The 25,213-nt window shown below is 63.8% G+C and carries 19 protein-coding genes; 7 read left to right on the top strand and 12 right to left on the bottom strand.

Going from position 1 to position 25,213, the window contains the following annotated elements; translation table 11 throughout:
- Positions 1-25: 25 nt before the first annotated feature.
- Positions 26-1,051, bottom strand: coding sequence for a YpdA family putative bacillithiol disulfide reductase (locus tag D1Y84_RS11105; protein WP_124848596.1), 1,026 nt, complete (start codon positions 1,049-1,051; stop codon positions 26-28).
- Between the two features lie 167 nt (positions 1,052-1,218).
- Between D1Y84_RS11105 and D1Y84_RS11100 the strand changes: the two genes are divergently transcribed.
- Together D1Y84_RS11100 and D1Y84_RS11095 are read left to right on the top strand one after the other, a co-directional pair.
- Positions 1,219-2,646: an aspartate ammonia-lyase gene (locus tag D1Y84_RS11100; RefSeq protein ID WP_124848594.1), complete on the top strand. Its 1,428-nt coding sequence runs from the start codon at positions 1,219-1,221 to the stop codon at positions 2,644-2,646.
- A 39-nt stretch (positions 2,647-2,685) separates the two neighbouring features.
- Positions 2,686-2,928, top strand: a complete 243-nt coding sequence (locus D1Y84_RS11095; RefSeq protein ID WP_124848592.1) for a hypothetical protein — start codon at positions 2,686-2,688, stop codon at positions 2,926-2,928.
- Positions 2,929-2,980: 52 nt separating this feature from the next.
- Here the strand turns inward: D1Y84_RS11095 and D1Y84_RS11090 are convergent, their stop codons facing one another.
- Positions 2,981-3,730 carry a hypothetical protein gene (locus D1Y84_RS11090; protein WP_124848590.1) on the bottom strand — a complete coding sequence of 250 codons (750 nt, stop codon included), beginning with the start codon at positions 3,728-3,730 and terminating at the stop codon, positions 2,981-2,983.
- A gap of 318 nt (positions 3,731-4,048) precedes the next feature.
- On the opposite strand from D1Y84_RS11090, the gene D1Y84_RS11085 reads away from it, so the two are divergent.
- Complete coding sequence (locus D1Y84_RS11085; RefSeq protein ID WP_124848588.1) at positions 4,049-4,651, top strand: cytochrome c; 603 nt, start codon at positions 4,049-4,051, stop codon at positions 4,649-4,651.
- Between the two features lie 11 nt (positions 4,652-4,662).
- On the opposite strand, the gene D1Y84_RS11080 is transcribed toward D1Y84_RS11085, so the two are convergent.
- Positions 4,663-5,946: a DUF481 domain-containing protein gene (locus D1Y84_RS11080; protein WP_158615428.1), complete on the bottom strand. Its 1,284-nt coding sequence runs from the start codon at positions 5,944-5,946 to the stop codon at positions 4,663-4,665.
- Positions 5,947-6,281: 335 nt separating this feature from the next.
- Here D1Y84_RS11080 and D1Y84_RS11075 point away from each other — a divergent pair, with 335 nt between their 5' ends.
- Positions 6,282-6,998 carry a hypothetical protein gene (locus D1Y84_RS11075; protein WP_124848584.1) on the top strand — a complete coding sequence of 239 codons (717 nt, stop codon included), beginning with the start codon at positions 6,282-6,284 and terminating at the stop codon, positions 6,996-6,998.
- Positions 6,999-7,110: 112 nt separating this feature from the next.
- Positions 7,111-7,593 carry a class D sortase gene (locus D1Y84_RS11070; protein ID WP_158615427.1) on the top strand — a complete coding sequence of 161 codons (483 nt, stop codon included), beginning with the start codon at positions 7,111-7,113 and terminating at the stop codon, positions 7,591-7,593.
- Here D1Y84_RS11070 and D1Y84_RS11065 read toward each other — a convergent pair.
- Positions 7,590-8,780, bottom strand: coding sequence for a DUF481 domain-containing protein (locus D1Y84_RS11065; RefSeq protein WP_158615426.1), 1,191 nt, complete (start codon positions 8,778-8,780; stop codon positions 7,590-7,592). The two genes, D1Y84_RS11070 and D1Y84_RS11065, sit on opposite strands and share 4 nt — an antisense overlap.
- Before the next feature lie 180 nt (positions 8,781-8,960).
- Between D1Y84_RS11065 and mqnC the strand changes: the two genes are divergently transcribed.
- Together mqnC and D1Y84_RS11055 are read left to right on the top strand one after the other, a co-directional pair.
- Positions 8,961-10,007 (top strand): cyclic dehypoxanthinyl futalosine synthase, encoded by a 1,047-nt coding sequence (mqnC, locus tag D1Y84_RS11060; RefSeq protein WP_124848578.1) that lies wholly within the window; start codon positions 8,961-8,963, stop codon positions 10,005-10,007.
- Positions 10,008-10,206: 199 nt separating this feature from the next.
- A complete protein-coding gene (locus tag D1Y84_RS11055; protein ID WP_124850078.1) occupies positions 10,207-11,778 on the top strand; it encodes a cellulose synthase family protein in 1,572 nt (523 codons plus the stop codon).
- Positions 11,779-11,845: 67 nt separating this feature from the next.
- Here the strand turns inward: D1Y84_RS11055 and D1Y84_RS11050 are convergent, their stop codons facing one another.
- The 8 genes from D1Y84_RS11050 to D1Y84_RS11015 all read right to left on the bottom strand — a co-directional run bounded on the left by D1Y84_RS11050 (position 11,846) and on the right by D1Y84_RS11015 (position 25,133).
- Positions 11,846-12,862: a hypothetical protein gene (locus tag D1Y84_RS11050; RefSeq protein ID WP_124848576.1), complete on the bottom strand. Its 1,017-nt coding sequence runs from the start codon at positions 12,860-12,862 to the stop codon at positions 11,846-11,848.
- 318 nt (positions 12,863-13,180) lie between these two features.
- Entirely contained in the window at positions 13,181-17,254 is a 4,074-nt protein-coding gene (locus D1Y84_RS11045) for an Rne/Rng family ribonuclease (RefSeq protein WP_124848574.1), read from the bottom strand.
- A gap of 507 nt (positions 17,255-17,761) precedes the next feature.
- Complete coding sequence (gene rodA / locus D1Y84_RS11040; RefSeq protein ID WP_124848572.1) at positions 17,762-18,865, bottom strand: rod shape-determining protein RodA; 1,104 nt, start codon at positions 18,863-18,865, stop codon at positions 17,762-17,764.
- On the bottom strand, positions 18,862-21,015 hold the full coding sequence (mrdA, locus tag D1Y84_RS11035) for a penicillin-binding protein 2 (RefSeq protein ID WP_124848571.1): 2,154 nt from the start codon (positions 21,013-21,015) through the stop codon (positions 18,862-18,864). Before mrdA ends, rodA begins: the two co-directional genes overlap by 4 nt.
- A 273-nt stretch (positions 21,016-21,288) precedes the next feature.
- Complete coding sequence (locus D1Y84_RS11030) at positions 21,289-21,552, bottom strand: hypothetical protein (RefSeq protein WP_124848570.1); 264 nt, start codon at positions 21,550-21,552, stop codon at positions 21,289-21,291.
- Positions 21,531-21,809 (bottom strand): rod shape-determining protein MreD, encoded by a 279-nt coding sequence (gene mreD, locus D1Y84_RS11025; RefSeq protein WP_124848568.1) that lies wholly within the window; start codon positions 21,807-21,809, stop codon positions 21,531-21,533. The genes D1Y84_RS11030 and mreD overlap by 22 nt, the downstream gene beginning before the upstream one ends.
- Complete coding sequence (gene mreC, locus D1Y84_RS11020; RefSeq protein ID WP_124848566.1) at positions 21,809-24,019, bottom strand: rod shape-determining protein MreC; 2,211 nt, start codon at positions 24,017-24,019, stop codon at positions 21,809-21,811. Before mreC ends, mreD begins: the two co-directional genes overlap by 1 nt.
- Before the next feature lie 49 nt (positions 24,020-24,068).
- A complete protein-coding gene (locus D1Y84_RS11015) occupies positions 24,069-25,133 on the bottom strand; it encodes a rod shape-determining protein (RefSeq protein ID WP_124848564.1) in 1,065 nt (354 codons plus the stop codon).
- Positions 25,134-25,213 lie beyond the last annotated feature (80 nt).

The raw sequence follows: 25,213 nt of genomic DNA, 5'->3' as shown, positions 1-25,213 counted from the left end.
CTTCGTTGCGGCGCGCAGCCAAGCCTTACAGCGTAGCCAGTTCCTGCTCCGGCGCGTGCAGTTTGCGTGACAGGTCGGCGGCGATTTCCTTGCCGTGGAAGCGGCCATTCTCGATGAAGATCTCGTTGGTGCGGTTGCCGGCGACGATGACGCCTGCGAGATACAGCCCGGGAACATTGCTTTCGCGGGTGTGGGGATCGCATACGGGCATCTGGTCTTCGCCGTGCATCTCGACGCCGAGGGCGCGCAGGAACGGGAAGTCGGGGTGGTAGCCGGTGAGCGCAAACACGAACTGGTTCTCGATCGTGAGCTCACCTTCCGGCGTGCGCAGCGTGACGGAATCGGGCTCGATGTGGGCGATCTCGGAGTGGAAAAAGACCTTGATCTCGCCGTTCTTGACGCGATTGTTGAAGTCCGGCAGGATCCAGTACTTGACGTGCCGGTGCATCTCGGGCCCGCGATGCACGAGGGTGACGCGTACGCCGTGACGCCACAGGTCGAGCGCGGCAATAGCAGCGGAGTTTTTGCCGCCGACCACCAGCACGTCCATGCCGTAGTAGGGGTGCGGGTCGTCGTAGTAGTGCATGACCTTGCTGAGGTCTTCGCCGGGCACGTTGAGGTAGTTGGGCAGGTCGTAGTAGCCGGTAGCGACGATGAGCTTGCGGGCGTAAATCGTCTGCCTGCGCTCGAAGCTGTCGGTGGTGTGGACGCGGAAGCTGCCGTCTTCGCCCTCGACCGACTGCACGGTGCGGTACTGGCGCACGTCGAGTTCGAACCGCTCGGCAACCTTGCGGTAGTACTCGAGCGCTTCGTTGCGGTTGGGCTTCTGGTTCTGCGAGGGAAACGGCACCTCGCCGATCTCGAGCAGCTCGGGCGTGGTGAAGAAGGTCATGTGCGCCGGATAGTGATAGATCGAGTTGCACAGGCAGCCCTTGTCGACCAGAGCGACCCGCAGACCGAGGCGCTTGGCCTCGAGCGCGCAGGCGAGGCCGGTGGGGCCCGCGCCGATGACCAATACGTCTAAATGCTCAGAACCTGCCTCGATGCTCATAAATACAGGGTAAACCGCCTGCGCGGCTGGCGGGCATTTCGTGCCGGGTTCTTGTTTCACCGGTGTCCGTGCCTGGGGTCCTCCTGTTTGCCGGGCGCGGCTGGTTTCGTGCTGCGGGTGCGAGACGCTAGAATCCGTGAGGACAAAGCGACACATAAGGAGTGGCAGTGGCAGAGACACGGCAGGAAAAGGATTCGCTCGGCTTGGTGGAGGTTCCGGCACACAGCCTGTACGGGGCGCAGACGGCGCGAGCGGTGGAGAACTTCCCGATCAGCGGGCTGCGGGCGCATCCTTTGCTGATTCGCGCCTTTGGACTGGTCAAAGCCGCCGCGGCCGAGGCGAACAAGTCACTGGGGCTGATCGACGAAAGAAGGGCGGACGCCATCATCACGGCGGCCACCGAGGTCGCCGAAGGCAAGTGGAACAGCGAGTTCGTGGTGGACGTGTTCCAGGCGGGCGCCGGTGTTTCCTTCCACATGAACACGAATGAGGTGGTTGCGAACCGGGCCAACCAGCTGCTGGGCGGCGCGCTGGGCGAGTACGCCGAGGTGCACCCCAACGACCATGTGAACTATGGCCAGTCCACCAACGATGTGTTCCCGACCGGGATGCGCGTGGCGACGCTGCTGGCGCTGGAAACGCTGTACCCGGTGCTGGAGGCGTTTGCCGCTACCTTTGCCGCCAAGGCGCGGGAGTTCGACGGGGTGATGAAGTCCGGACGAACGCATATGCAGGACGCTGTGCCGATCCGCCTGGGGCAGGAGTTTGCCGCATATGGACTGGCCATCGAGAAAGGGTGCCGCTTCCTGCGGTTCGCGGCGGGGTCGCTGCGCGAGCTGGGGCTGGGCGGCTCGGCGGTGGGCACCGGGATCAACACGCACCCGGACTATCGCGAAAAAGCGGTAGCCAACCTCGCGCGGCTGAGCGGGCAGGCGCTTGAGCCGGCGGCGGACATGCGCTGGGCGATGCAGTCGAATGCGGGCATGGCGGACGTGAGCGCAGCGCTGCGGGGCATTGCGCTTGAGGTGATCCGGATCTCGAATGACATCCGGCTGCTGTCCTCGGGGCCGAACACCGGGTTTGCGGAGATCTACCTGCCAAGCCTGCAACCGGGTTCGTCGATCATGCCGGGCAAGATCAACCCGGTGCTGCCGGAGCTGGTGGCGATGGTGGGCTTCCAGGTAGTGGGCAACGACACGGCCACGGCCATGGCGGTACAAGCGGGCCAACTGGAGCTGAACGTGATGATGCCGACCATGGCGCTGAACACTTTGCAGAGCATCACGATTCTGGCGAACACACTGCGGGAGTTCGATACCCGGTGCGTGGCAGGCATTACCGCGAACGTTTCCCGCTGCGTGGAATACAGTGAAAAAACTGTCTCGCTAGCCACTGCATTGAACCCGTATATTGGCTACGCGAAGGCAGCGGAGATCGTGAAGGAGTCGGTGGCGACCGGTGAAACGATCATCGCCCTGGCTCGCAAGCGAAAGCTGCTCAGCGAAGAGGAGATCGCCGAGATTCTTGCGCCCGAACGCATGACAGAGCCGCAGTATCCACTGGATGCGGCAAAGCGGCGCGACAGCTCCAGCTAGCAGCAACGGCTGGCCACCAGGAACGACGGCGGCAACGCCATGCACCTGTCATCAAACCTTTCGCATTGGATCTGTCTGCTCGCGGGGCTGTACCTCATCCTGACCGGAGTGATGCTGCGGGACCTTGTGGGTGAGCGCGCCGCGCTCACCTCGCCGCCCGCTCACCAGTCCACCGTGCGTGTTGCACGCACCAGCCGCATTACTGGCATCGGCCGCAGAGCCGGGCTGATCGTGGTCGGCATTGCCGCCGCCGCGTACGGTTTGCTGCGCATCCTGCCGTAGAGACTTCAGGCGGCCAGACTCAAGGCCCGCAAGCCCGGCCGCGGTTGCCGCCTTACTGGCGGCCCCAGCGATAGACGGCCCCGACGGTGAAGCCGAGGTTGTGTTGTGCTTCGCTTCCGTAATCGGAAAACAGGTAGTTCGGCATCAGCCGCAGCGCCAGGCCGGGGCCCAGGTTGTAGTCGATCGGCACGCCGGCGCTCACGGCCAGGCGGTTGCCGTCCGGGTAGAGCCCTACCAGCGTGCCCGGGAAGCCGCCGGTGCCGGTGCTGAAGTTGCCGTGCGTCACGCCGGCAAGCACCTGCGCGCTCCAGGCCCAGTGCTGGCTTTCATAGACGCGGTACTGCGGCCCTGCCATGAAGGTGTACTGGCTGATGGACGGCTTGAAGACCTGGAACTCAAAGTTGTCGGTAATCGCCGTACCGTAGTAGCCGCGGGCATCGGCGGTGATGCCCAGCTTGGGACGGATGTACTTGGTAACGCCAACGTTCCAGCCAGCCTCGGTGTTGTGCTGGAGATTGGGACCCGGATGGAAGCGCAGGTACTGGCCACCGAAGTACACCTCGTACTTGTGCGAATAGGTGTCCTGCACGATGGCCTGCTCGCGCAACCGGCGCCGTGCGTTGACGCGGGCCTGCGCATCGCGCAGGATGCGGGCGCGCTCCTGTTGGGTCTGGGGCTGGACCTGGTCGGTGGCGAGACCCTGCTGGGCCTGCTGGTCAGAGGACGGCTGGGCCTGCGCGGCGGCGGGGGCAGGGGTGGCATCCTGCGCCCTGGAAGCGATCGGAAGCAGTGCTGCACTCAAAAGAGCAAGCATGGGAGCGAGACGACTGTGGCGGTGCTGAAACAAGCTTGGTGCCTCCAAGGGCGGCCGGAGCAAACGGCCGAGAACGCGAGCAGGATTGCGCCCGGCAGACAGGGTACGCCGTTGTCTGCTGATGGAGCGCCACCCCCTATTTAATCATCGATAGGGCACTCCCTTCGGCGCGGCAGGCTATGCGGGGGAAACAAGCCCGGGTCCGGGCGGGGAGAGACGGGGCATTTTGCTTGCGCACGGGGCCTCCGTGGGATACATAGCTCAAAGTGCCGTGTAGCAAAGAGCGGAAACGAAAGGCCTGAACCGATGCGCGGATTTCTGCTGGGCTTGATTGTAGGTGTGCTTCTTGTCCCTGCCGCGGTGGCAGGGTGGCTCCACTATGGGCACCTGCCGGTGGCGGTTGCCGACCCGCGTATGCCGTTCGAGCAGGCGATCGTCAGTGTGCCTTTGCACGGGCGCATTGATCGGGAGATGCCCGCGCATGCAGCCATGGAGGCCAGCCCCGCCAACCTGCTGCTGGGCGCGGAGCTGTACCGGGAGCAGTGCGCCGGCTGCCATGGGCAGTATGGACGGCCTTCGGCCATTGCGCCGCACATGTTCCCTGCCGCGCCGCAGCTCTGGGCGCCGCACGGGCACGGGGTGGTGGGGGTCAGCGACGACCCGGCCGGGGAAACCTACTGGAAGATCAAGAACGGCATCCGCCTGTCGGCCATGCCGAGCTACCAGGCGATCCTGAACGAGGCGCAGATGTGGCAGATCTCGGTGCTGCTGGCCAGCGCAGACAAGCCGCTGCCGCCGGCGGTGTTAGCAGTGCTGAAGCAGCCGGTACCCGCCGATGCTCCAGCGGCGCGCCCCATGGCACCGGAAGCACCAGTGGTGATCCCGGTGCAGCCGGTGCCGACCGAGTAGCTGCTCCACGGCTAGTACTTCGATTTAAGGGTGTAGGTCACGCCGGTGGTGAACTGGAACGAGTTGCGCGTGGTGGGCGGTTCGGTCGGTACGGGGTCATTGAGGTAGCTGTCGATGGAGCCCACGGTGAAGGCGATGTTCTTGTACAGCGGGAAGGTCAGCGTGTCGCTCTCGTTTGCGGAGTAGGCACGCGCGTTGTTGTAGGCCGGGATGTAGGCGAGCTGCTGGTTGAAGACGATGCCCTTCTTTGACTTGAGCAGGTAGGTGACGGCAAAGGTGGAGCCGACCAGCTCCTGGTTGGTGCCGGAAGCGCTGGTGATAAAGACCTGGCGCTCGTACTGCAGGGTCGCCTTGAGGTCGAGCTGCTGCAGCGGCCGTTTCACCACGGTGTAGCCCATGCCTGCGCCGTAGATCTGCTGCAGATCGAGCCCCTGTGAGTAATTGTGGTCGAACGCGGTCTGGGTCAGCGCATAGAAGCGCTCGGACACGTACTGGTCGCGCTCGGCATCGGCATGGAAGATGGAGCTCTTGGTGTAGGTAGCCGGCACAAACGTTCCCGCGCTTGTATAGGCAGGCTGCGTGATCTTGCCGTAGGAGCTTGCGAAGTCGGCGGTGGTGCGGTTGCGCGTGGTGAGCCAGCTCACCGTGGGCACGGTACGCACAAGCGCGATGGCACTCGAGTAGGTGTACTGGTTCTGGGTTCCCTGCACGAGCGTCACGCCCGCGGTGGCGCTGCCGTTCCAACCCTCGAAGAAGTTGGGCTCGGCCTGCACCTGGCGGTTAAACGTCGCTTCGTCCAGGATGAACTGGACGTTCTTGACCGGGATGGGTTGCGGCGGGGCTGCGGCCGCAGGCTGCTGGCGAGCCACCGTGCCTTCTTTAAGCGGCGGCGGCACGTTGCCGGGGTCGAGCGTGATCGTGTCGTTTCTGAGTGTCAGCGCGCCGCGTGCCGCGTCGGCCGCATAGTGGCGAAGGTGCACACCCGGCTTGTTCTCGAGCACGACGAAGCCTGCGGCGGTGTGGAGGCTGCGCAGCTTGGTCCACGGTACGGAAACCTCGCCAAGCTCAGTGGAGTTGAAGTAGACGGTTCCCGAGACCTCGCGTTCGAGCCTTCCGGTGAGCGTGTCGCCGTTTTCAAAAACCAGCGTGTCGGACGGAGCGTTTGCCGCGGGCTTCGGTGCGGGGTTTGCGTCTGCGAAAGACCAGCCGGAAGGTACAGCGACTGCGAACAACACGAACCACAAGGGCGCCGGGCAAAGGCAGCGCCATGACTGGGCGAGGCGATGTTTCGACATGAGAAATCCCATGGTATCGCGCCACCGGCGCAGGAGCGATGGAGCGCGACCAGGTTACTGGCCCGCCCATTCGTTACCTACTGCACACTCCGCCGAAACCGCGATCAGGCACGAATACGGTTACTTACCGACACACTCCGCCATTATTTCTCGTTTCGCGCTGCGCACTGTGGATCCGGTACATCTCCGCATTGACGGTGTGCACCCTAGGGTGGTCATTTGCCTTCGTCCGACGTTACGAGACGCTCTAGCGCGCGGGCGGATGGCGAAGGCACACCAGTCCATTTGCAACAGTTGATTTTGTAGTCAGCCGTCTTCGGAGCATGGAGGGTTTCATGTTGGGCAAGACACGATTCTGGCAGTCCGTTGTGTGTGGTACGGCTCTTCTTTTCTCCGCGGCGAACCTGTTCGCCGCTTCTGACCCGGACCACCCGTCCTCTTCCTTCCGGGTTGCGGAACCAACCGCCATCCCGGGTCGCACGCTCGCTCCCGGCACCTACACGATCCACGTGGTGGACCACCTGACTGACCGCTACATCCTGCGGGTGGACAATGCCGCGGGTGGCGATCCGACACTGTTCCTGGGCGTGGTGGAAAAATCGGGCGGCCATGGAAGTGGTATGCAGAAGTGGGGAGCTCAGGTAAATGACGCGACCTACCTGCGTGGCTGGAGTTTCACGTCCATGCCGACCCCGCTTGAGTTCGCCTATCCCAAGAACGAAGCAGTGGCGGTGGCAAAGGCCAACAACGCACAGGTTCCGGCGATCGATCCCGAGTCGGAAGGGATTGTTTCCAAGGTCAACCTGTCCAGCAGCGAAATGCAGATCATCACGCTGTGGCTCCTGTCGCCCACCAGCGTAGGCCCCAAGTCCCCGGGTGGGATCAAGGCGGTGCGTTACGAGCAGTTGGCAAGCAATGCACACAAGCCGGTAGTGGCACGTCTGCCGCATACGGCGAGCATGCTGCCGTGGTTCTGGCTGGTAGGCACGCTGTCGCTGTGCGGGGCAGCGGGGACGCGCAGGATGCGGTTAGCTCCAGCGCGCCGGAGCTAACGGGGTGCAGCGCATGCGATGGCTTGAGTGGTCATTATGGGCCGTAGCATGCGTGTGCCTGCTGGTGTGCAGCTTTGCCTACGCGCAGCAACGCAGGGCAGCCAGCTTCGCAGTGAAGGCAAGTGCACCTGCTTCTACCGGAAACGACACGAATGTTGAGAGCGGCATCGTTCAGTCAGGCACCGTGTTTGGACTACTCCGCATTCCCGCGATCGACCTGCGTGTGCCGGTGGTCGAGGATGACGATACGACCAGCCTGTTGCGGGGCGTCGGGCATATTCGCGGCACGGCGCTGCCGGGCGGGCTGGGCACTGTAGGGCTTGCGGGGCACCGCGATACGTACCTGCGACCGCTTGAGAAGATCCGCCCGCAGATGCAGGTGGAGATCTCCCGTGGGCGCGCCATGTACAGGTACGTGGTGGACTCGACCGAGATTGTGACACCAGAGGCGGTGCGTGTGCTCGATACCGAGGACACGCCCGCCCTGGTGCTGGTGACCTGCTACCCGTTTCACTACATCGGGGCGGCGCCAATGCGATTCATCGTGCATGCGCATCTGGTCTCGCTGGTGCCGGAGACCGCTACGGGCAGTTAGTACTTCGACTTGATGCTGTAGGTTGCGCCGATGGTGAACTGGAACGAGTTGCGCTTGGTTTCGGGCAGGGTAACGGGCGCATCGTTGAGGTAGCTGTCGAGTGTGCCCACGGTGAAGCCGAAGTTCTTGTAGGCGGGGAACGTGAGGGTGTCGTTTTCCGTGGCGGAGTAGGCGCGCGTGTTGTTGAAGGCGGGAATGTAGGACACCTGCTGGTTAAACAGAATGCCGTGCGTCAGCGTGAGGTTGTAGTTCGCCGCGACGGTGGCGGCGATCAGGTTCTGGTTCGCACTCGCCGAGTTGAAAAACGCCTGCTTTTCGTACTGGGCAACGACCTTGACGTCCAGCTCCTGCTTGGGGGTTTTGAGCAAAGTGCGCCCGACGCCCGCACCGTAGATCTGCTGCAGCTGCAGCGACTGCGAGTAGTTGTGATCGAAGGACAGGTCTCCAAGATAGTAGAAGTTTTTGGAGAGGTACTCGTCACGCTCGGCGTCGGTGTGGAAGATGTTGCTCTTGGTGAAGGTGGCCGGCACCAGCGTGGCCGCGGTGGTGGTCGTGGCGGGAACCGTGTAGGCCGGCTCCGAGATGCGCCCGAAGCTCTCGTTGAGATTGAGCGTGGTGCGGTTGCGCGGGTCGAGCCAGCTGACAGTGGGCACTGTGCGCTGCAGGGCAGCGGCGGCGGTCACGGTGTACTGGTTCTGCGTGGCGCTCACGATTGTGACGCCGCCTGTGGCCGATCCATTCCAGGCTTCGAAGAAGCCCGGGTGACCCAGAAGCTGCTTGTCGAGTGTCGCCTTGTCGATGATGTAGTCGGCCTGCGCCACCGGCACGGTCTGTAGTTTGGTATCGACCGCGGAGGCTTGCAGTTCGATGTTGCCGCCCGTCACATTGACGGCGCCGATCGGGATCTGCGACTCGCCGAGTTTGCGGCTGGTGACCACGCCTTTTTGCAGCACAGCAAAGGGTTCGGAGGCATGCAGTGCCTTGATCTTGTCCCAGGAGACGGTGAGGTCGCCTGCGATGTCGCTGTGAAAGACCACGGAGCCGCCGGCCTCGCGCACAAGCTTGCCGGTGAGGTGATCACCATTGGTGAAGTCGATGGTGTCGGGCTCGGCCTTGGTCTGGGCGCCGGCGGTGAGGGTGCCGAGCAGGCACGCGGCCAACACGGCGCGTTGGAGTACGTTTGGCATGTGAAAGCCTCCCGCCCCAAGGTAGAGGAAGTTTGCCGCAGGGAGAAGCGAAGAATTGCCGGGCGGCCGTCGCGTTGGCCGTGCCATCTGGCTGGTTGTATACGTGGGACGCCTTGCGAGGGATGAAATACAACGCACCGCACCCGCTGTGTACGCGTCTGGAAGGAATAAACTGGAAGCATGTCGATCACCCGTGAACAGGCTCTTGACTACTTCCACTCAGACGATCTGCTGGGCCTGGGCATGGATGCCGATGCCATGCGCCGCAAGCTGCACCCGGAAGGCGTGGTGACGTACATCATCGACCGCAACATCAACTACACCAACTTCTGCACGGAGTATTGCACCTTTTGCGCCTTTTACCGGCCGCTCAAGGGCAAGCTCGCGAGCGAAGGGTACATTCTCGAGTTCGACACAATTCACCAGAAGATCGCCGAGACGTTGGAGATGGGCGGCACCGGCGTGCTGATGCAGGGCGGGATCCATCCTGACCTTAAGATCGACTGGTTCGAGCGGCTGCTGTCGGGCATCAAGCAGCGGTTCCCTTCGATCTGGCTCCATTGCTTCTCGGCTTCGGAGATCCTGGCAATTGCCGAGTACAGCGAGATCTCGCTGCGAGACACGATCATGCGGCTGCGTGATGCTGGGCTTGACTCAATCCCGGGCGGTGGCGCGGAGATCCTGGACGACGATGTGCGCAAGAAGATCGCCCGCCTGAAGTGCCGGACGGAAGACTGGATTGCCGTGCATCGCACCGCGCACGAGCTTGGCATGCGGACCACCGCGACCATGATGTTCGGGGTGGGTGAGTCGGTCGAGCAGCGCGTGAACCACTTCGAGGCGGTGCACCGTTTGCAGGAAGAGACCGGCGGGTTCACGGCGTTCATCCCGTGGAGCTTCCAGCCGAACAATACGGCGCTGGGCGGCCGTGGCTGGGAGGAAGCGACCGCGGTCGACTACCTCAAGGTGCTGGCGATCTCGCGGCTGTACCTGTCGAATATCGAGAACGTGCAGTCAAGCTGGGTGACGCAGGGGCTCAAGGTGCTGCAGATGGGGCTGCGCTTCGGCGGCAATGACGTGGGCTCGGTGATGCTCGAGGAGAACGTGGTGCGCGCGGCGGGCACGGCGAACTGCACCACCGAGGAAGAGCTGCGGCGCGTGATTCGCGATGCCGGCTTTAACCCCAAGCAGCGGGACACGCTGTACACGACGCTGTTCCTGAACTAGCCGGTGTCGCGACCCCACGCGGACCAGGGCGCGGTAGGCCCGGTGCGTTCTCCCCGGTTCAGGTGGCTGCCCGGTGGGGGCCGCTGTTCCCATACAATCGCGGAGTACCTAACGCGGAGGCCGCTTCCTGCTCGCACCTCTCTTGCATTTTGAACCGGCCACGCTCGCGCTGTTTGTCTCACGCGGGCTGAGCCACTACATGCGCTCGCACTATACCGACCCGACTTTTCAGCACCTGTACCAGTGGAACCTGTTCGACACGCTGCTGCTGATTCCCTACTTCCTGGTGATGATCGTGCTCGCGTTCTATGGCGTGCATCGCTACCAGTTGGTGTGGCTGTACTACCGCCATCGCAAAAACGCGACGCACGCGCCGGCGCAGCTGTTCCGGGAACTGCCGCGCGTCACGATCCAGCTGCCTATCTTCAACGAGCAGTACGTGATCGACCGGCTGATCGAGGCCTGCTGCAAACTCGATTACCCGCAGGACAGGCTGGAGATCCAGCTGCTCGACGACTCGACGGATGAGACGCAGCAGGTGGCTGCCGGGATCGTGGAGCGGTATCGCGCGGCCGGGCACCCGATCGTACACATGCACCGCACCAACCGGTATGGCTACAAGGCGGGCGCGCTCGACGCCGGGCTCAACACCGCGACGGGCGAGTTTGTGGCCATCTTCGACGCGGACTTTGTGCCGCCGACCGACTGGCTGATGGATGTGATTCACCACTTTGCCGATCCCAGGGTTGGCATGGTGCAGACGCGCTGGACGCACCTGAACCGTGACTACAGCTTTCTGACGCAGGTGGAAGCGATCCTGCTGGATGGCCACTTTGTGCTGGAGCATGGCGGGCGTTCGCGCGCGGGTGTGTTTTTCAACTTCAACGGCACGGCCGGCATGTGGCGTCGCGTGGCTATTGAAGAAGCAGGCGGCTGGCAGCACGACACCCTCACCGAAGACACGGACCTGAGTTATCGCGCACAGCTCAAGGGCTGGCAATTCCGCTACCTGCAGCACGTGGAGTGCCCGGCCGAGCTGCCGATCGAGATGACCGCCTTCAAAACGCAGCAGGCGCGCTGGGCCAAGGGACTGATCCAGACTTCGAAGAAGATCCTGCCGGTGGTGTGGCGATCCGATGCGCCGCTGCGCACCAAGATCGAAGCGGTGTACCACCTGACGGCTAACCTCAGCTATCCGCTGATGGTGGTGCTCTCGGTGCTGCTGATGCCGGCGATGATCATCCGCTTTTACCAGGGCTGGTTGCAGATGCTGCTGATCGATTTCCCGTTGATGATGATGTCGACGTTCTCGATATCGTCGTTCTACCTGGTCTCGCAGAAAGAGCTGTACCCGCGCACCTGGTACAAGACGGTGATCTACCTGCCGTTCCTGATGGCACTGGGGATCGGTCTGACGATCACCAACACGCGGGCCGTGCTGGAGGCGTTATTCGGCATCCAGAGCGCCTTCAAGCGCACCCCCAAGTACCGCGTGGAGAAGCGCGGGGAAACCTCGAAGGCAGCATTGAAGTATCGCAAGCGCCTGGGGATTGTGCCTTGGGTTGAGCTCATCATCGGCTGCTACTTTGCGCTCACCGTGTACTACGCGATCGTGAACGAGAACTACTTCACGATCCCGTTCCTGCTGTTGTTCGTGCTGGGCTACTGGTACACCGGGTTGCTGTCGCTGCTGCAGGGTCGACTCGATCGCTGGCGCGGCGGGGCGAACCTGGATGAGTCCTCACCCAAGCCGTTCCCTGTGGGCGTGTAGCGCTGCTTCGCAGGAACAGGAAAGGGCAGGCCACTGGCCTGCCCTTTCTGCTGCCCGCGATGCGCTGTTAGAAGCGGATGCCGAAGGTGATCGGGATGAGTTCTTCCGATCCGGTGTGGTAGTTGGTTTCGTTGGTGTTGGCGATGTCCGCAGGGGACTCGCCGGGCGTGTTGACGAAAACGTAGCGCGCTTCCGCGAAGAGCTTGGCGCGCGAGCCCTCGCCGAATGGCTTGAACGAGACGCCCGTGCCGAAGTTCAGGCCGAGGGCATTGTCGCTGTAGGTGTTGAACGTCTGGTTCGAGATGTACTCACCGTAGTACGTCTCCTCAAGCACAGGAGCTGTGAAGTTGGTGCTCTTGTGGTAAAAGCCGACGCCGCCGATCACATAGCCGGAGTACTTGTGCTTGTCGCTGTTGAGGTAATAGAACATCGGCTCCGCGGTGACGCTGAGCGTGTGCACGTTGCCGCCGATCGAGTCGATACCGGCCGAGGTGAACTCTCCACCCGGCGTACTGATCGTGTTGGTCGCGGCATTGGTGGCGTTGTAGATAGCCGAGAGCGTGCGACCGGGGATCTTGCTGGTGTTCCACTGTACTTCGCCCATCAGGGTAAAGCGCTTGGAGAACGCCCAGCCGGCGCCGCCCAGGATGTTGCCGCCCCAGCCATTGGTGCCGTAGTTGTTGCCGTCGCCCAGGTAGGTGGTGAAACCGCCATTGACATCGTTACCGATCGGCGCTGTGAACCCGCCGCCTACTTCGAATGCCAGGTGGCTCCAGCGGCTGTTGTCGTCGTACCGGTGATACCGGCCGCCGCCGTACCCGCCACCGTACTGGGGCTCAACGATCTTGACCGCTCCATCGGGAGCAGAAGTAAGCGACTGGCCATCGATGTCGTCGCCGCCAAAGGGATTCTGCCCGGTGTTGGAGGTGGAGAAGGCGACCGTCTGCAGGTGCGGAGCGGCGGAAGCAGACTGGGGAGCCGCCTGTGCGTTGGAACGAGGTGAAAGAGCCATGAGGGAGACTGCTGCGATCGCCAGAGCGACAGGCTTGCCTGCGAAAAGCGATGACCGGGAGAGATATGTCATGAAGTGATTCCTCATCTACTGAACTCAAGCGCGCGGGCTGAAATGGCCCGAAAAAGGAGCGACGCCCGCACCATAGCGGTAAGAACCCGTGCTTCCGCAAATAGATGCGGGCTCATTGCAGATATCTTTGCGAGCTCTTGCTGATAAGACGGGAAGAAGCGGGCCCGGGACGCCTCGTTCCGTGCGCATTCGTCTGCGGGAGCATCCGGATGTTCACCCTGCACCACGAAAGCTGTTGAGCAGCCATACGATATAGACGCACAAAGGGCCGGCTGAGCCGACCCTCTGTGTGGTGTTGCCCGAACAAACAGCCCGGGTTTAGTGGATGTCGAACTGCTCCGGGTGCAGGCTGGGATCGCTCTTGATGATGATGGTCTTGCCGACCATCTCCTCGTACTCGTTGATCCAGCGGCCATTGCCGCTCTTGAGCTGCTTGACCACCTCGGGGTTGACGCGCAGCATCACGTCCTTGCCGTCGAGGTGCTTCTGCATCTTGCGGAGCTCGATGAAGATCTCGTTGCACACGGTGATCGGGCTCTTGACCATGCCCGTGCCGGCGCAGGTTTCACAGGTGACCGAGAGCGTGCGCTCGAGCGACTGCTTGACGCGCTTGCGGGTGATGGCAACCAGTCCGAAATCGTTGAACTGCAGCACCTTGGAGGGTGCGCGGTCCACCTTCATCGCTTCTTCGAGCGCGGCCAGAACCTTGTGCCGGTTCTTGCGCTCGTCCATGTCGATGAAGTCGATGACGATGATGCCGCCAAGGTCGCGCAGGCGGATCTGCCGCACGATCTCGGGAATGGCATCGAGGTTGGTCTTGACGATGGTGTCTTCAAGCCGCGCCGTCTTGCCGACATATTTGCCGGTGTTGATGTCGATCGCGACCAGCGCTTCGGTCTGATTGATGACGATGGAGCCGCCGGACTTGAGCCACACCTTGGACTTGAGCGCCTTGGAGATTTCCTCCTGGATGCCGAAGTGCTCGAACAGCGGCGTTTCCTTGGTGTAGAGCTTGACGCGGCGCACCAGCGACGGCTGGAAGCGGTTCAGGAAGCGAACGATCCGCTCGTACTCCTGCTCCGTATCGACCCAGATGGTGGAGAAGTTGGAAGAGACTTGGTCGCGCAGGATCCGCTCAACCAGGTTGAGGTCGTGGTAGATCAGCGCGGGGGCCTTGGCTGTTTCCGAGCGGGTCTTGATCTCGGACCAGAGGTTGATCAGGAAGCGAAGATCGGCGCGAAGCTCTTCTTCGCTGGCGCCATCGGCTGCGGTGCGCACGATGAAACCACCCTGGAAATCGCCCTTTTCGCTGATCAGGATGCGCTTGAGACGCTGACGCTCCTCATCCGACGAGATCTTGCGGGAGACGCCGACATGCGAGACCGTCGGCATGAACACCAGGAAGCGGCCCGGAAGGGCGATGTGCGAGGTGATGCGCGCACCCTTCTTGGCAATCGGCTCCTTGGCGATCTGCACCAGGATTTCCTGGCCCTGCTTGAGCAGGTCCGAGATGATGGGCAGGTCCTGCGTCTGGGCGGACTGGCGACGACCACCGCCACCGCCGCTGCCCGGGCCGCCACGACGACGACCGGCGTTGCGGCCGGAACGGCGTGCGCGCTCTTCCCCGCCGCGTTCGGTGCGCTCGCGGTTAGGCGAGCCATCGGTGGCGAGGGGTGCGGCTTCTTCTTCCTCGTCGCCCTCTTCGAGCTCTTCCAGGGAGAAAGCCGAGGCTTCGTCCTCTTCAAACTCGGCGCGCTGGGCGTGGCCTGTGTTGTGGCGCGACTCCGCAGCATGGCGCGTTGCGGGCTCCTGCTCCTCGGCATCGTGCTCGCTGTCGGGCTCGCCGTGGTGCTCGTCGTGTGCGTGCCCGTCGAGGGTTTCTTCTTCCAGGTCTTCCAGATCGTGCTCGTCCGAGGTTGCGTCCAGCATCTCGAAGTCGTACTCGTCTTCGTCGATGACTTCTTCTTCCAGCAGTCCCATACCCGGCGCGAATCCCTGCAACTGGTCCACGAGTTCGGTGAACCCGTCGCTGCGGCGAGTGTGATCCGAGGAGTGGGTGCTCTCTTCATGCAGGGCCGGCGAAAGCTCGTGCGCTTCCGACAACTCGGTCGCTTCGGCTTCGGAATGATCCTCGAAACGGCCGGCAAAGCTGGGCGACAGGGCGCCTTCGATGCGGGCAAGCTCTGCGTCGTGGCTGGAGTGATCCACCGAAGCGTATGCCGGGTCGATCGTATGCGCGGGCTCGAAGCTGGGCTCCGCACCGCCGTATGCGCCCGGCTCGCCGTTGAGATCCAGGGTCATCTCTGGAATGCCTTCGTTGCCGGCCTCAAGGGTGGAGCGGGTTGCGTCTTCTTCGTGGCGGAAGGAATGCTCGGGCTCATGCACGACTGCGTGCGCAGGCTCGTGTGTGCCGGCAGCCAGGTGCGACTCTTCGGCGAGCGGTGCGTTCCACTGCTCGGTGGCTCCGCGCTCCTGCTCCGGTTCTGCAAGCGCCACGGGCGGGATTGTCTCCGGTGCTTCTTTCTCCGAAGCCTCTTCAGGAGCGGGCTTTTCGCCTCCGCCGAACAGGCGCGACAGGCGCAGTTCGTTGGTGGAGGGCGGCGCGAGGCGGGCGGCCGCATCGCCTTCCTGGGGCTCGTACTCGTCGTTCTCTGCAAGGGAGGCAGCGGTGGCCGCCGGATCGGCCATGGGGTGCTCGGCGAGCGGGTGCTCCACCAGGGGATGTTCGGTCACCGGGTGCGCCGAAACGGGCTCCACGGCGCTCTCGCTCTCGGCGATGGCGCTTTCGGCAACCGCGCTTGCGGTCTGCGCAGGCTCGTCGATGGGCTGAGCCGTGGTCACGTAGTCTTCAGCATGCGTGGCGGCGGGCAGGGCCTCGGCCACAATCTCAGGGGGTGCCGTGGTGGCTTCAGCAATCGCCGCGTCGATCTGCTGATCGCGCTGGGTTGTGTGGATGTCCGACTCGAGCACGGAAGCGGCAGCCGACTCCGAGGCGACCTGGTTCAGGCCGTCCGGGAGCGACTCCTGCGAGGAGGCTTCAGCCGTGTGGTTCTCCTGCGCAGCCGACGCTTCGATGCTGGCTGGCGCGTGGGCTGCCTGCTCCGTGACAAAGGACGAAGTGGAGCGCGAGGGCGCGGCTGCAGCCTGATACCGGGACAGCGACTCGCCCGGCAGCACGGAGCCACCATCCCAGCCTTCGCCCAGTTCCACCAGGGTGGAGGGCTTGGGCGGCGTGTAGTTTACGGGCCGCTGGGGCAGGGCGAGCTTGGCCTGCGGTGCTGGCGTCGCAGTGTCTGCGGGAGCGCCGCCGTACTTGGACAGGGACTCGCCGGGCAGAACCGGACCGGCAAGCGCGCTGGAGGCTACGCGTACCGGGGGCTCGGCGATGGTCTGCTCGGAAGTGACAAAAGGGACAGCAGGGGTGAAGTCGCGCTCGGCGGCTCCTTCACGGCCGCGCCGGCCACCACGCCGATCGCGATCCCGGGTGCGCTCGGGCCGGTCAGACGGTGTGGGTGCGGTGTCCTGTGCCATGGCGATGGCAGCGGATGCCTGCAGGTCCAGCGTTGTGTCTTCTTCGTCGGTGCCAAGCGAGGTGGCAATGCCGCCGGGGGCGCCACGCTCGGGCAGGGAAAAGGGTACGGCATCCAGCGAGACGGTCGGGGTTTCAGGGCTTTGTTCCGCGCCTGCGGCGGGGCGGCGTGCCGGTTCGGCACCGAGGACCCCTGCGCGCATGCCGCCACGACGGCGGCCGCGACGACCACGCCAGCGACGGGTGCCCTCGGGGCTGTCGTCGTCGCCCTTGCTGTCGCGATCATCTTCGGTTGGCTGGGCGGCGCGGAGAGCTGCGGCGGCCTGGGCGCGCTCTTCGCTGGCACGCATACGCGGCGCGGGTTCCGCCGCACGCTCCGGCACGGCCTCGATGGAGACTGCCTCCGCCGGCTTGCGTTCGTTGCGGCGGGCTTCGCCACGACCACCTTCGCGGCGACCATCGCGGCGGCCGCGACGCTCCTCACCTGCGGCTGCGGGTTCCTGCGCAGCACGCGGCTCTTCACGATCCGGGGTGCGCTCTGCATTGCGCTCGGGGGCACGCTCGCCGCCACGTTCTCCACCGCGACGGGGCGCGCCGCCAGTGCTGGAGGTTTCATACTCGTCGGAGTCTTCGCTGTCTTCGAGGAAGTCAGTGACGTACAGGAAAGCGTCGCGCTCGAGGCCGAGGTCGACAAAGGAGCTTTGCATGCCGGGGAGCACGCGGGTGACCTTGCCCTTGTAGATCGAGCCGGCCAGGGTGTATTCGTTTTCGCGCTCGTAGTAGATCTCAGCGAGCTGATCGTCTTCTAAAATGGCCAGCCGTGTTTCGTGCGGCGTGACAGAGATGCAGATTTCTTTTGCCATGGTGCCTCTTTCAGGCGAGGCAGGCGGGTGGAGCGGCAGCACGGGCACAAACGATGGAATGGTCTGGAGCGAAGAAGCTTACCGGCAGAGTGGATTGCACCGCGCATACGCTCAGGGGCTTCCGCGCCATGCGCGCAGGAAGGGGCGCCACGCAGCAAGGAATGCTGCCGAGCGGCTGAGGATGCGGGGTGTCGACTGCAGAGGAGCTTTGTTTCCAAAGGGGGCGTGAGAGGATGGTGACCGCGTCGACCTGCCATGCGGGTGGGGCCGTTTCCCATCCTCTTGCGCTCATTCCCAAAGTCCTGCCCGGCTGCAGTCCAACAGCGCTGCCTGACCGGTTCTTGTTTCTTCTTGATACTGCGCTACCTGTGGCTCACGGAACGGGCGAACACACCACCCAAGGAACCCGTGACATACCTTGCTACACAAGCTTTTTGAACCCGATCGATCAAGCTGCCGTAATGCCGCCAGCCCATCAATCCGTCCCACAATTTCCAATGCCTTGTGTCAGTTCACAAAGCGGTTCATGCGCACATTCATGACCATGCCGAGCGCCAGGAACGTGAACAGAACGGATGACCCACCATAGCTCATCAATGGAAGCGGAATCCCTGTCACCGGCATAAAACCGATGACCATTCCCACATTGACAGCGATCTGGAAGATCAGGACTGCCACCACCCCCATCACCAACAGGGTTCCGGAGAGGTCAGCAGCGGTTTGAGCGTTCTGAATCAAACGCATCAATATGAGGAAGTATAGCAGCAGCACCGCGACCGCGCCGATGAAGCCGTGCTCCTCGCTCCATGCCGCAAAGATGAAGTCAGTATAGGGAATGGGCAGGAAATCACCCTGTGTCTGCGTGCCCTTGGCGACGCCCCGGCCAAGCATGCCACCATCGCCCACCGCGATCAGGGACTGGCGGATCTGGTAGCCGGAGCCCTTGGGATCGTTGTCAGGATTGAGAAAGGACGTGAGGCGCGCCTTCTGGTACGGCTTGAGTACTTTGCCGCTGGACCAGATGCCGCCCACGAGCGTCAAGCCCACCACGGCCAGGATGGCCGCCTTTTTCCAGGGGATGCCACCCAGGAAAAGCCCCACGAGCAGGATGGGAGAATAGGTAAGCGCCGTGCCGAGATCAGGCTGCTTCAACACAAGCAGCATCGGCACAGCCACCAGCGCGATTCCCTTGCCGATGTCGCCCCAGGTCATGTTCTTGCCGATAAGCCGGGCGAAGTAGCGGGCGACGGCGATGATCAGCACGATCTTGACCCACTCGGACGGCTGAAAGTGGATGCCTCCCGGCAGCTTGATCCAGCGGCGGGCGCCCAGAACCTTGCTGCCGACGGCCAGCACCGCGACGAGCGAGACCAGGCAAAAGCCGTAGATCCACGGAATGGCGTCGAGCAGCACGTGGTAGTCGATGCGGCTGACCACGAACATCACGACCATGCCACCCAGCAGCCAGAGTGTCTGAGTCTTCTCAAAGCCGACGAACTTGGTATGCATGGTGGCCGAGTAGATCTCGAGCACCGAAAGCATGGATAGGATCAGGACAAAACCCAGCAGCGTCCAGTCGAAGTCGCGGAAGGAGAACAGGCGGCCTTTCATCGTGCGGGCACCCCGATCACCGGAGCGTGCAGGCTGGCTGCCATCGCCAGACCCTCCTGCGGGGCGCTTTGCCGTGAAGAGGGCTTGCGCGTCGGGACTGTGGCCGCTACGCTAGCGGCCCTGGCCGCGTTCCACGGATGCACCGGCACGAAGAAGTGGCCTCCGTGCATGCCGGCCGTGGGGCTGCCGGCGGGTGGGGCGGGCTTCTCAGCCGGGCCAACCGGGGTCGAGAGCGACTTGGCCGATGGCTTGTTGTTGGCGGCTCCATCCTGCTCGCCGGGTGCGGAGTAAATGGCGCCTACTTCAACCAGGGGTGCGGCCTTTGGAGGGGCCTGAAGGTTATGTTCCAGGCGGCGCTGCTTGTCCACGAAGGTCTCGATCACCTGGGCAGCGAGGTGCGCCGAACCGGCTCCCCAGCCGCCATGCTCCCAGAGCACGACCACGACAATATCGGGATTGCGGCGGGGCGCCACGCCTACGAACCACGCGTTGGCGCGGCCCGCAATGTTGGAGGAGACGCTCTTGGCGCCAAAGGAGTGGTTGAGCACCTGCGCGGTGCCGGTTTTGCCGGCGAAGTCGATGCCCTCTAGATGCGAGGCGTGCGCCGTGCCGCTTCCCGTGGTGGTGTCGGCCATGCCATCGGTGATGGTCTGCCAGGCGGCGGGATCGAGGCGGACCTCGGTGGCCCCGGAGCCGGGGAAGCTTTCGAGCATGGCCTGCTCATACTGGGCGGGCAGCTGGTTCGACATCACGACGTGCGGCCGCTGGAAGTCGCCGCCCGAGGTGATGCCGCCAATGGCGCGCGCAAGCTGGATCGGAGTGAGCGCAACAGCGCCCTGGCCGATACCGACCGAGATGGTTTCACCGGCATACCACTTGCGGTGGTAGTTGCGCATGGCCCACTCTTCGCTCGGCATGGTGCCGGCGACTTCGTTGGGCAGGTCAATGCCGGTCTTCTTGCCGATCCCCATCTTGTGGGCCCAGTCGGCGATCTTGGTGATGCCGAGGCGCTGCGCCAGCGTGTAGTAGTAGGTGTCGCAGGAGAAGGGCAGGGCGTTGCGGATGTCGACGTTGCCGTGATGCGCATCGCAGGCAAAGAAGCGGCCGTAGAAGCTGGCGCCGCCCTGGCAGTTGACCTTGAGCGTCTGCGCGACGTTCTCTTCAAGCCCCGCGACCGACATGATGACCTTGAAGGTGGACCCGGGGGCGAGCTGCGCCTGGATGGCCTTGTTGAGCAGCGGGTGATTCGGGTCGGTCATCAGCTTGTTCCAGTCGTCGCGGCCGATGCGGACCGCGAAACGATTGGGATCGAAGACCGGGCGCGAAACCATGGCGAGGATCTCGCCGGTGTGGGGGTCCATGGCGATCATGGCGCCATTGCGGTCGCCCATGGCGTTTTCAGCGGCGCGCTGGATGTCGAGGTCCACGGAGAGCTTGAGGTCCTTGCCGGGAACGGCAGGCTCGTTGCCGAGCACGCCGACTTCACGCCCGTGCGAGTCCACCAGCACGTCATGCGAGCCATCGGTGCCGCGCAGCAGCTGGTCATAGGTCTCCTCCACACCAGAGCGGCCGACCACGTCACCGGGCTCGTAGTAGGCGTACTGCGACTGCTGCAGCATGTCTTCCGAAACTTCGCCAACATAGCCGATCAGGTGAGCGGCAAAGCCATCGCGCGGGTAAAGGCGACGCTGTTCGTTGATGAGCTCGAGCTCGGGCAGCGCGTCGCGGTGAGCCTCGATGAACTCCTGTTCATCGGGCGTGATGTCCTGCTTGAGCGGGATCGGCTGGTACTTCGCCGAGATGCCGTACTTCTTGATCGCTGCCTGGATCTGGTCGATGCCCATGTTGAGACCGCGGGCGATCACGGGCAGGTCCGCATCGAGGTCACGGCCCTGCTCGTGCACCAGGAAGGCGGAAACCGAAGGATAGTTGTCGACGATCAGGCGGCCTTCGCGATCGAGCAGGCGTCCGCGCGGGGCGAGGATCGGCACCTTGCGGACGCGGTTCGCCTGCGCCAGCGCCCGGTAATTGTCCTTGCCGACGATCTGCAGGCGCCAGAGGCCTGCGATCAGGACCAGCAGGACGGCGAGCACAACATACTGCACAACGGAGAGTTTAGCGGCGGGGATCTCTTGTTCGCGGTTCAGCATTCCGGTGCACCTGGGGTATCGCGGTATCAATTAACGGGCACAAACGCCCAATGCCGAGGAGCTTTTCCAATTCCGATCCCGGCATTGCTTTCGTGCTACGGAAGCAGTTTTGGCTGTTCGTCTTTGCTTCAGAATATCTGGTTTCTGCCGGCGGTTGTAGCCGCCACCCGCCCGCATCTGCGGGCGGGCGTCTCTTTGGTAAAGGCCGGAATAGCCGTTGATCGGCGCAGCGGTCCGGTAGATGAAAGGCCTGCGCCCGCCCCACGATACGCGCTAGCTGGCCTCGCCCTGGGTGAGGTCGAGCACGGCAAACAGCAGCACGCCCACGATCGCGTTGATGCCGGCCCGCAGTACCTCGTGGAGCCAATCCCAGCCAACCGGCTGCGCCATCAGGCGCCCCACCAAGACCCAGTAAAGGCCGCTGTGCAGAAGCGACAGGGCAAACACGAACAGCACCCGCGCGCCATGGTTTTCCGTATCGATCCGGTTGCCGAGCAGACCCGCAATGTAGCCGATCACCGTCTTGGTGACGCCCATGACCCGAGCGGTTCGCGGGTAAGCGCGTCCTGCAGGATGCCGATGACGGCGCCCGAAATCGCGCCTACGACCGGGCTACGCTTGGCGATGGCGAAGTAGATCACCAGCAGCAGCGGCAGGTCGAGAAAAGCAGCCGGCGAAAAGTGGATCGGCAGGAACGAGTCGATGCCGATTGCGAGCACGGGAGCAATCAGCACCAGCCACACAGGCAGGGTAGGGGCTTCGGTTTCGCGGCGTGAGGCCGCAAGCAGCGCCATTATTGCTGTCCTTGGGGAGCGGGTTGCGTTGCCGCGGGCTGGGGCGCGCGTGCCGGTGGACGGCTTCCGTCATCGGGAACCAGCACGGGCGTGCGGCGACGCGGCGTTGCCGTTTGCGGCGCAGCACCAGGTTTTGCCGGGGCGGTGGTGGCAGATGGCCGCGGGGTACGTCCCGCGATCGGCCCATCCTGGATGACCTGCGTGGCGACGCTTCCCTGCCCGGCCGGACGGGTGGTGGATGCTCCGGCGGCCGGCGTCGTGCGAGGAGCAGCCTGGACGCCAGTTGCGGGAGTGGACGGCGCAGTGCGATGAATCACCGGCGTGCCGTCTGCGTTCACAGCCGGTGCGGTGCGATGGACCACCGGGGTGCCATCGGCGTTCAGTGCCGGTGCGGTGCGATGGACCACCGGGGTGCCATCGGCGTTCAGTGCCGGTGCGGTGCGATGGACCACCGGGGTGCCATCAGCGTTCAGTGCCGGCGCGGTGCGATGGATTGCCGGGGTGCCATCGGCGTTCAGTGCCGGTGCCGCGCGATGCGCGACCGGCGCACCTGTCGCGGGCGCAACGGTTGTGGTTGCATGCGGAACCGGAGACCCGGCTGCATTCACGGCAGGTGGGGTAACGGGTACGCGGTGCATGACCGGGGTGCCGTCCGGGTTGAGCACGGGCACCCGGCGTACGGAGGGCGTGCCATCCGCGTTGAGCATGGGTGTGCCATCAGCGTTCAGGATCGGAACACGCCGGATCACGGGTCGCATGACCGTACCGTCGGCGCTGGCAACCGTTGCCGCGCCAGGGGTGCCAGTCGCGGGCTTGGCGCCAGCGGCCGCCGGCGATGCTGTCGCGGTCGCGGGGGCAATGGTGGCGGGCGCACTGGCGACAGGCGCCGGCTTCGGATGGGGGCGCGCAGCCATCGCCGCATCGTGCGCGGCACGGAACGCGGGCGAGACCGAGGGGTTGGGCAACGCAGCAGCCGGGTCATCCGGCGACTTCACAGCCCGCTCGGTGTTGGGCACACCTTCCGCATAGGGCGCAAGGCGCTGGCCAGGGGTCAGGTTGGCAGCGGCCGGGGCGGTGCCTGGCGAATAGTGATCGGAGTGCAGGGCGGTCGGCGGGTGCAGCGGGGCGGCGTCCGAGTCGGCGGTTGCGGGCGACGATCCCGGAGTGGCATCGGGAGCATCCGGGTTCTCAACGTTGGAAGCACTGGGGAGCCGCTGCGCCAGGATGTCGGACGCGCGCTGTGCTTCCAGCGCCGCCTCGGCCTTGGCTGCGGCTTCTGCCTTGGCGACGGCCGCGGCCTTGACGGCAGAGGCGGTGCCTTCGCTCCGGGCAAGGTCGCGCCGCATCTGGCCGGAAGGAACGCTGCCCGTACCTGTGACAACCAGGACTTCTTCAAGCCGGCCCAGGTTCGCCGCGGGCTTCAGCACCACGTTCACCAGCGGCTGATTCTCCACGTCGGGTACGACCTTGTCGACCACGCCGACCGGCAGTCCGCGGGGAAAGATCTGGTCGCCGCCCGAGGTCAGCACCAGCTGCCCGGGCTTGATGCGGTCGTCCGGCATCAGGTTCACGATCTCGGGATGGCCCACGGTGTCGCCGCGCAGGATACCGCGGGTGCGGGTTTCTTCGAGCAGGACGCCGGCGGCGCTGGTGGGGTCCGAGATCTCAAGGACCTGGCTCGTGTGCGGGGTCACGTCCGTGACCTTGCCGACGATGCCGTCCGGGGTAATCACCGGCATCTCCGCCGCGATGCCGTCGTCGGAACCCTTGTCGATGTACACGACGCGGTTGTGGTCGGAACCGCCGGTGCCTACCACCTGGGCAGGCACGGTGGAGTCCACGTAGTGCTGCTTGAAGGCGAGCAGCTCCTGCAGGCGCTGCCCTTGGCGCGCATCTTCGGCAAGCGCGGCCTGCTCCAGCTGGAGCCGCTGGTTTTCGGCGAGCAACTGCTCGTTCTGCTGCTTGACGTTGATGAGACTGATGTAACTGGACCAGATCCCGCGTACGCCCAAACCGCTCTGGTGGAGGACTTTTTCAGGAGGAGCGACCACGGTGGTGACGCCCATCCGCAGCACCTTCACGCCGGTCTGGTCAGCAAGGGCGGCGCCCGGGAGGCGCGGCTTGATCTGCACCGCGAGCAGCGCAAACTGCGCCACCAGGATGAGCGCAAGTACCAGGGGATTCTTGTACCGGCCGAAGAAGGATTCCATAGCGGGGTTGGAGGCAGCGGGTTACGCCGCCTCCTGGCACTCCTCGGTTCTAGTCGATCTTGATCTTGCGCAGCAAACGAAAATCAGACAGCATTTTTCCAGTACCCAGCACCACAGACGCAAGCGGATCGTCGGCAACCGAAACAGGCAGACCCGTTTCTTCGCGAATGCGCTTGTCGAGGTTCTTGATCAGCGCGCCGCCACCGGTCAGCACGATGCCACGGTCGCTGATGTCGGCAGAGAGTTCGGGAGGCGTCCGTTCGAGTGCGACGCGGATCGCATTCATGATGGTCGAGATGGACTCGGCCAGTGCTTCGCGGATCTCCGAATCTTCAATCGTGATGGTCTTGGGCACGCCTTCAATGAGATTGCGTCCCTTGATCTCCATCATCAGCGGCTTGTCGAGCGGATAGGCCGAGCCGATCTCGATCTTGATCTGCTCGGCGGTGCGCTCGCCGATGAGCAGGTTATATTTCCGCTTCAGGTAGTTCATGATGGACTCGTCCATCTGGTTCCCTGCCATGCGAACGGAGCGCGAATACACGATGCCCGACAGCGAGATGACGGCAATGTCGGTGGTGCCGCCGCCAATGTCAACGACCATGTTGCCCTGCGGCTCGGTGATTGGCAGGCCGGCGCCGATCGCAGCGACCATGGCCTGTTCCACCAGGAACACTTCGCTCGCCTTGGCACGGTAGGCCGAGTCTTCCACGGCGCGCTTTTCTACCTGCGTGATCTCGGAAGGCACGCCGATAACGATGCGCGGGTGCACCATCATTTTGCGGTTGTGCGCCTTCTGGATGAAGTAGTTGAGCATCTTCTCGGTGATCTTGAAGTCGGCGATGACGCCGTCCTTCATGGGCCGAATAGCGACGATATTGCCCGGCGTGCGGCCAAGCATCTCCTTGGCCTCTTTGCCGACTGCTTCGACTTCGCCCGTGTTCTTGTTAATTGCAACGATCGAGGGCTCATTGACGACGATGCCCTTGCCCCGGGCATAGACCAGGGTGTTGGCTGTGCCTAAGTCAATCGCGAGATCGCTTGAGAAGACACTGAACAGCGACCGCATACCGTGCGATCGCGACGAACGCGAGTGGAAACCGTTGGCTGGCATGGAGCGGGTAAGTTTTTCCCCTTGAAGTCACCTCAATTGTAGCGCCTATGCTGTGCCCAACCGGCGAAGAGCCGCCACCG

It is taken from the genome of Acidipila sp. EB88 (assembly GCF_003858395.1).
GTDB lineage: Bacteria > Acidobacteriota > Terriglobia > Terriglobales > Acidobacteriaceae > EB88.
The sequence above is the reverse complement of the archived record's forward strand: the minus strand, read 5'-3'. Positions and strand labels throughout refer to the sequence as shown.